Annotated in this window: 6 protein-coding genes; all 6 read right to left on the minus strand. The window is 44.0% G+C overall.

Features of this window, described 5'->3' with window-relative positions; translation table 11 throughout:
• Positions 1-325, minus strand: a 325-nt coding sequence (locus C1642_RS03960) for an alcohol dehydrogenase catalytic domain-containing protein (protein WP_171304692.1), incomplete at its 3' end; no start/stop codon positions are given.
• 29 nt (positions 326-354) lie between these two features.
• A complete protein-coding gene (locus C1642_RS03965; RefSeq protein WP_032028752.1) occupies positions 355-1,140 on the minus strand; it encodes an acetoin reductase in 786 nt (261 codons plus the stop codon).
• Positions 1,141-1,166: 26 nt separating this feature from the next.
• Positions 1,167-2,570, minus strand: a complete 1,404-nt coding sequence (gene lpdA / locus C1642_RS03970) for a dihydrolipoyl dehydrogenase (RefSeq protein WP_103235945.1) — start codon at positions 2,568-2,570, stop codon at positions 1,167-1,169.
• Positions 2,571-2,580: 10 nt separating this feature from the next.
• Entirely contained in the window at positions 2,581-4,107 is a 1,527-nt protein-coding gene (locus C1642_RS03975; RefSeq protein WP_103235946.1) for a 2-oxo acid dehydrogenase subunit E2, read from the minus strand.
• A gap of 1 nt (position 4,108) precedes the next feature.
• Positions 4,109-5,128, minus strand: coding sequence for an alpha-ketoacid dehydrogenase subunit beta (locus tag C1642_RS03980; RefSeq protein ID WP_001133053.1), 1,020 nt, complete (start codon positions 5,126-5,128; stop codon positions 4,109-4,111).
• A 13-nt stretch (positions 5,129-5,141) separates the two neighbouring features.
• Positions 5,142-5,787, minus strand: a 646-nt coding sequence (locus C1642_RS03985; protein ID WP_103235947.1) for a thiamine pyrophosphate-dependent dehydrogenase E1 component subunit alpha, incomplete at its 5' end; no start/stop codon positions are given.

The following is a 5,787-nucleotide window of genomic DNA, read 5'->3' on the forward strand; positions in this document are numbered from 1 at the left end:
CCGGTCCAGTCGGCACATCATCGGCCACAATATAAGGCTCTACGACGACATGCTGACCAATTTCAATATCATCAACACCTTCACCAACGGCATAAACCACACCTGAAAATTCATGTCCCATGGTAATCGGTGCAGATTCACCTGAAATAGGATGCGGATGTCCACACGGTGGAATAAAAATTGGTCCTTCCATAAATTCGTGCAAATCTGTACCACAGATTCCACACCAAGCTACCTTAATGCCTACAGTGCCGGGAGTGACTTCTGGTTCAGGGATATCTTCAATACGAATATCGCCTCTGTCATAAAAACGTGCTGCTTTCATTATTATCTCCCTCAAATCAGGATGTTGTTTTAGCGATAGACAATGCCGCCGTCCGTTAAAATGGATTGACCCGTTATATAGTCCGAATCTTCACTTGCCAGGAAGGCAACTAATGCGGCTACATCGTCTGGTGTTTGGGCTCTACCTAAAGCAATGCCTTCCACATATTTTTTATAAGTTTCACCAATTGCAGCACCTGTAATTTCAGCAAAACGTTTATCGATTTCAACCCACATATCCGTTCCGACAATTCCGGGGCAATATCCATTTACCGTAATACCATGACTGGCATACTCTTTTGCCGCAGCTTGGGTAAGTGCTCGTACCGCAAATTTAGTTGCCGAGTAAATACCGAGTAAAGCAAACCCATCGTGGCCTGCAATTGAACAGGCATTAATGATTTTACCTTTATGTTGGCGTTGCTTAAATTTTGCAGCTGCAGCCTGAATGCCCCACAGCACGCCACCAATATTAATATCAACAATTTTTTGAAACTCATCCGGTGTGATATCCGCAATCGCTTGAACTTGTGCAATTCCAGCATTATTAATCATGACATCAAACCCACCAAGGGTCTGCTCAGCATGATTTATAGCAGCATACACTTGCTCGCGGTCACTTACGTCAGCAATAAATGTGCTCGCATTTACACCTAAAGCCTGAATTTCCTGCTGCACATCGTTCAGTCGATCTTGTTTCATATCAACTAATGCAATATGTACCCCTTCTTGCGCCAAGCGCAGGGCAATCCCACGGCCAATGCCTTGGGCTGCCCCAGTCACTAAAGCGACTTTATTTTTTAATCCCTTAACCATGTTCAACTCCTGTAAATGTAGAATTTCTACATATGAATCGCTCGTTGCATTGAAGCCAAAATGGATTCATGCATGGCTTCTGATAATGTTGGATGCGGGAAAATCACTTGAGCTAAACTTTCATCAGTTGCTTCTAGATATTTCGCAATGGCAAATCCTTGGATATGTTCGGTCACTTCATGGCCCACCATATGTGCACCAAGTAATTCACCCGTTTCTGCATGTACCACCGTTTTAACGAAACCTGACGCATCTCCAATTGCTAAAGCTTTACCATTTGCAGTTAAAGAAAACTTACCAATACGTATAGGTAGATTCTTAGCTTTTGCTGCGTTTTCTGTTAAACCAATACTCGCCACTTGTGGATGTGTAAAAATACAACCAGGTATCTGGCTACGGTCGAGTGAATGGACGTTTGCCACACCAGCGATTTTCTCGACACATATTATGGCTTCATGGCTTGCTTTATGAGCGAGACAAGGTGCTCCAGCAACATCACCAATGGCATAAAGCCCTGCTACGTTGGTTTTACAATAGTCATCAATTGCCACAAAACCTTGTGGATTGAGTTCTACACCTAAACGTTCTAGTCCCAGCCCTGTGGTATTCGGCTGTACACCAATTGCCGAAAGCACGCGATCAAAAACAAGCGTTTGAACATCATTTGCCGTTTCAACCACACAGTGGACTTGCTCATTTTCAATCTGAATACTTTGAACGACAGCATCGGTTAAGACTTTCATACCTTTTTGTTCAAATTGTTTTCTAACAAATTGAGCAACTTCTACATCTTCGGTCGGTAAAATTTGTTTAGCCAAATCAATAAGGGTCACCTGACATCCCAAATCTTGATAAAGACTGGCAAACTCACTACCAATTGCACCTGAACCTACAACCAGTAAACTTTTTGGTAACTGCTCTGGAACAAGCGCTTCTTTATAGCTCCAGACATATGTTCCATCGACAGGAAGTTGAGGAACATGTCGGGCTTTAGCTCCAGTTGCCAAAATGATATGTGGTGCACTCAAAGCCTGACTATGACCTTGAGCATCGGTCACTTCAATTTTTTCTTTCGCTGTAAGTTGAGCGCGACCACTAAAAACAGTGACCTGATTCTTTTTCAACAAGTAATCGATGCCTTGTACTAATTGAGCTGACACTTGTCGGCTATGTTGCACAAGCTTTTGAATATCAAAATCGAGTTGGGATACCTGAAAACCAAACTGTCCAGCATGTTTAAACTGGGTTGCGAGCTCTGCCCCTGCAAGCAAAGCTTTGGTTGGAATACAGCCCCAATTTAGACAAATTCCGCCTAAATGTCGCTCTTCTACAATTGCGGTTTTTAACCCGAGCTGGGCTGCACGAATTGCAGCCACATACCCACCCGGTCCCGCGCCAATCACAATTAAATCAAATTGAGTTTCTGACATGCGGGTTCTCCTACACCAAAATTAAAGCAGGGTTTTCAACAAACTGCTTAAAGCTGGCCAAGAATTTCGCCCCAACTGCACCATCAATGACTCGGTGATCGCATGACAACGTCGCTGTGACAATCTCACGAACCACTACATTGCCATTTTCGACAACAGCGCGAGATTCCGAAGCACCTAATGCCATAATTGCACCTTGCGGTGGGTTAATAATGGCATCGAACTGTTTAATGCCTAACATGCCTAAATTTGAAATGCTAAAGCTGCCTCCCTGAAACTCATCAGGTTGTAACTTGCCAGTCTTGGCACGCGTTGCCAAATCACGCATGTCATCGGAAATTTGTGCTAAAGACTTCTGATTTGCAGCTTTTACAATGGGTGTAATTAAACCGTTTGGAATCGCTACAGCCACCGAAATATCCGCTTGAGAGAACTGTAAAATTGATTGAGTCGCCTCATCAAATTGAACATTCACCTCAGGTACTTTAATCAGCGCGGCGGCAGCTGCTTTAATTAGCATGTCATTAATAGAAAGTTTCACTTGTGGAACAGTCTCATTAATCTGCTTACGTAGTTTTTGCAAAGCTTCTACGTTGAGATCGACCACCAAGCGGAAATGCGGTGCGTTACGTTTTGCAGCCTGTAACCGTGAAGCAATCGCTTTACGCATCCCATTCATCGCCACAGTCGTAATTGTCGATTGTGGTTGAGCTGCACATTGCACAGGTTGTTCATTTACTGGCGTTGGGTTATTACGATAGTAAACTGCCTCAACATCTTCTTTACAGACACGGCCACGAGTACCTGAAACACGGCAATCATTTAGGTTAATGCCCCACTGCTTTGCTAAACGACGTGCTACAGGCGTTGCTAAAACTTGGCTATCATCGGCCGTAGATTTAATCACTTTAGCCTGAGTTTGCTGCTTAATATCAGGCCATTGACCACCAGCAGCCTGTACAGCCTTCTGGATGTCTTGAACACTAATACGTCCTTCACGACCAGAACCTGTGACTTTTGCCAAGTTTACATTGTGTTTTTCTGCAAGCTTCAATGCATGCGGCGTTGCAAACAACTCATTAGATGTTTGATAGCCTTGTAATGACTCGGGTACAGCGTAGTCATCTTTCGCTACCTTTGCAGGAGCTGAAGCACTAGCTGCTACAGTCTGTGGCTGTTCTGCTTTTTCAGCAATAGGTGCAGATGTTTCCGCTTTACTTTGTTCCGAAGGTGCTTGAGCTGCTGAACCACCTAATGATGCGATAAACTTTTCAATTTCTGCATCAGAAACTTCACTATCAGCACATACGGCAATAAGACCACCAACAGGTAAAGTATCACCATCTTTCGCTAAAATTTTACGGAGCGTTCCAGCAAAAGGCGCTTCTAACACATTGACGATTTTTGTGGTTTCAATTTCACAAATTTCATCGCCCTTATTAAAGCTATCACCCTCTTTAATCAACCATTGGGCGATCGTGCCTTCTTCCATGGATAATCCCCATTTCGGGATCTCCAGCGTTTTAATTTCGCTCATCCTAAGCCTCCAATGTTTTTCGCACAGCTTGCTCAATACGCTCTACACTTGGAATCCATTCTTTTTCTAAAACTGGAGAGAATGGAACAGGCGTATGTGGTGGCGTTACGAGTTCAACAGGTGCTTTCAAATAGTGGAAACCTTTTTGCGCGATCAGTGCAGCAACATCATGACCAAAACCACAGCGTGCCGCTGATTCATCCACAATAACCACACGTCCAGTCGATGCAACAGACTCTAAAATTCCTTCTTCATCCAGAGGTGAAATTGTTCGAGGGTCGACCACTTCAACCGAAATGCCATCTTTTGCCAGTTTGTCTGCTACTTCATTGGCACGGTGTACCATTAGGCCTAAAGCAATAATGGTCACATCTGTCCCTTCACGGGTATAATTTGCTACACCAAAAGGAATAGTATAGGCATCATCTGGAACTTCGCCTTTAATGTCATAAAGCATTTTATGCTCACAGAACACTACAGGGTCATCATCACGAATAGCCTGAATTAATAGCCCTTTCACATCATATGGGCTAGATGGAACCACAACTTTTAAGCCGGGAACTGCGGCAAATACGTTATATGGTGACTGAGAATGCTGGGCTGCCGCAGAAAAACCTGCGCCAATCATGCCACGTACCACCATTGGCGCTTTTGCTTTTCCACCGAACATATAACGGAACTTAGCGGCTTGGTTATAAAGCATGTCATGACACACGCCATAGAAATCCATAAACATTAAATCGGCAACAGGACGTAAACCTGTTGCTGCAGCACCAGCAGCCATACCGATAATTGCAGACTCGGTAATTGGCGTATCAATAACACGTTCCGAACCAAATTCTGTCCATAAACCTTTGGTTACGCCCAATACACCACCGAAACCTTCTAATTGGTTTTCTTCAGTGTTTTTACCGCCGTGCCCACCGCGAACATCTTCACCAACAACAAATACGGTTGGATCACGGCGCATTTCTGATTCAATGGCTTCTTTAATTGCATTACGAAAACTTTTATTTGGCATCTTTACTATTCCTTTAGTAAGAGACATAGACGTCAGTAAGGAGTTGTTCTGGTTTCGGATATGCCGAAGCACGGGCTTTAGCAACGGCATCATCAACATTTGCCTTTGAAGCTGCATCAATCTCGTCTAGTTTGGCTTCATCAATTTTGCCTTTGACTTTCTCACGGAAAATTTTCAAAGGATCTTTATTTTCTTTGATGAACTCGACTTCTTCTTTAGAACGAATCAAGCCAGGATCACCTTCGAAGTGGCCATAAAAACGGTTTGTGATGGTTTCAATCACGCTTGGACCTTCACCACGGCGCGCGCGTTCAATGGCAGTTTGAGCGGCTTCATAGACGGCAAAGAAGTCTGTACCATCAACTTTAACTGCCGGTAAACCAAAGCCTGCTGCACGACCAGCAATGTCTTTACTTCCTACTGCGTAATCATGACCAGTACCTTCGCCAAAGCCGTTATTTTCAAAAACGAAAATTACTGGAAGTTTAAGAACAACAGCCATGTTCATCGCTTCAAAAGTAAGGCCTTGGTTTGAACCACCATCACCTGTAAAAGACAGTCCGACGCCACCAGTCTTTAAGGTTTTCGCTGTCAACGCTGCACCAATTGCTAAAGGAGGCCCACCACCCACAATCCCGTTGGCACCGAGCATACCTTTA

The organism is Acinetobacter sp. AKBS16, assembly GCF_002899995.1.
Lineage (GTDB): Bacteria > Pseudomonadota > Gammaproteobacteria > Pseudomonadales > Moraxellaceae > Acinetobacter > Acinetobacter baumannii.

What these genes read in the sequence shown, in the direction of transcription:
- C1642_RS03965 (WP_032028752.1), bottom strand. Translation starts at nt 1,140, where the DNA reads ATGGTTAAGGGATTAAAAAATAAAGTCGCTTTAGTGACTGGGGCAGCC.
- lpdA (WP_103235945.1), bottom strand. Translation starts at nt 2,570, where the DNA reads ATGTCAGAAACTCAATTTGATTTAATTGTGATTGGCGCGGGACCGGGT.
- C1642_RS03975 (WP_103235946.1), bottom strand. Translation starts at nt 4,107, where the DNA reads ATGAGCGAAATTAAAACGCTGGAGATCCCGAAATGGGGATTATCCATG.
- C1642_RS03980 (WP_001133053.1), bottom strand. Translation starts at nt 5,128, where the DNA reads ATGCCAAATAAAAGTTTTCGTAATGCAATTAAAGAAGCCATTGAATCA.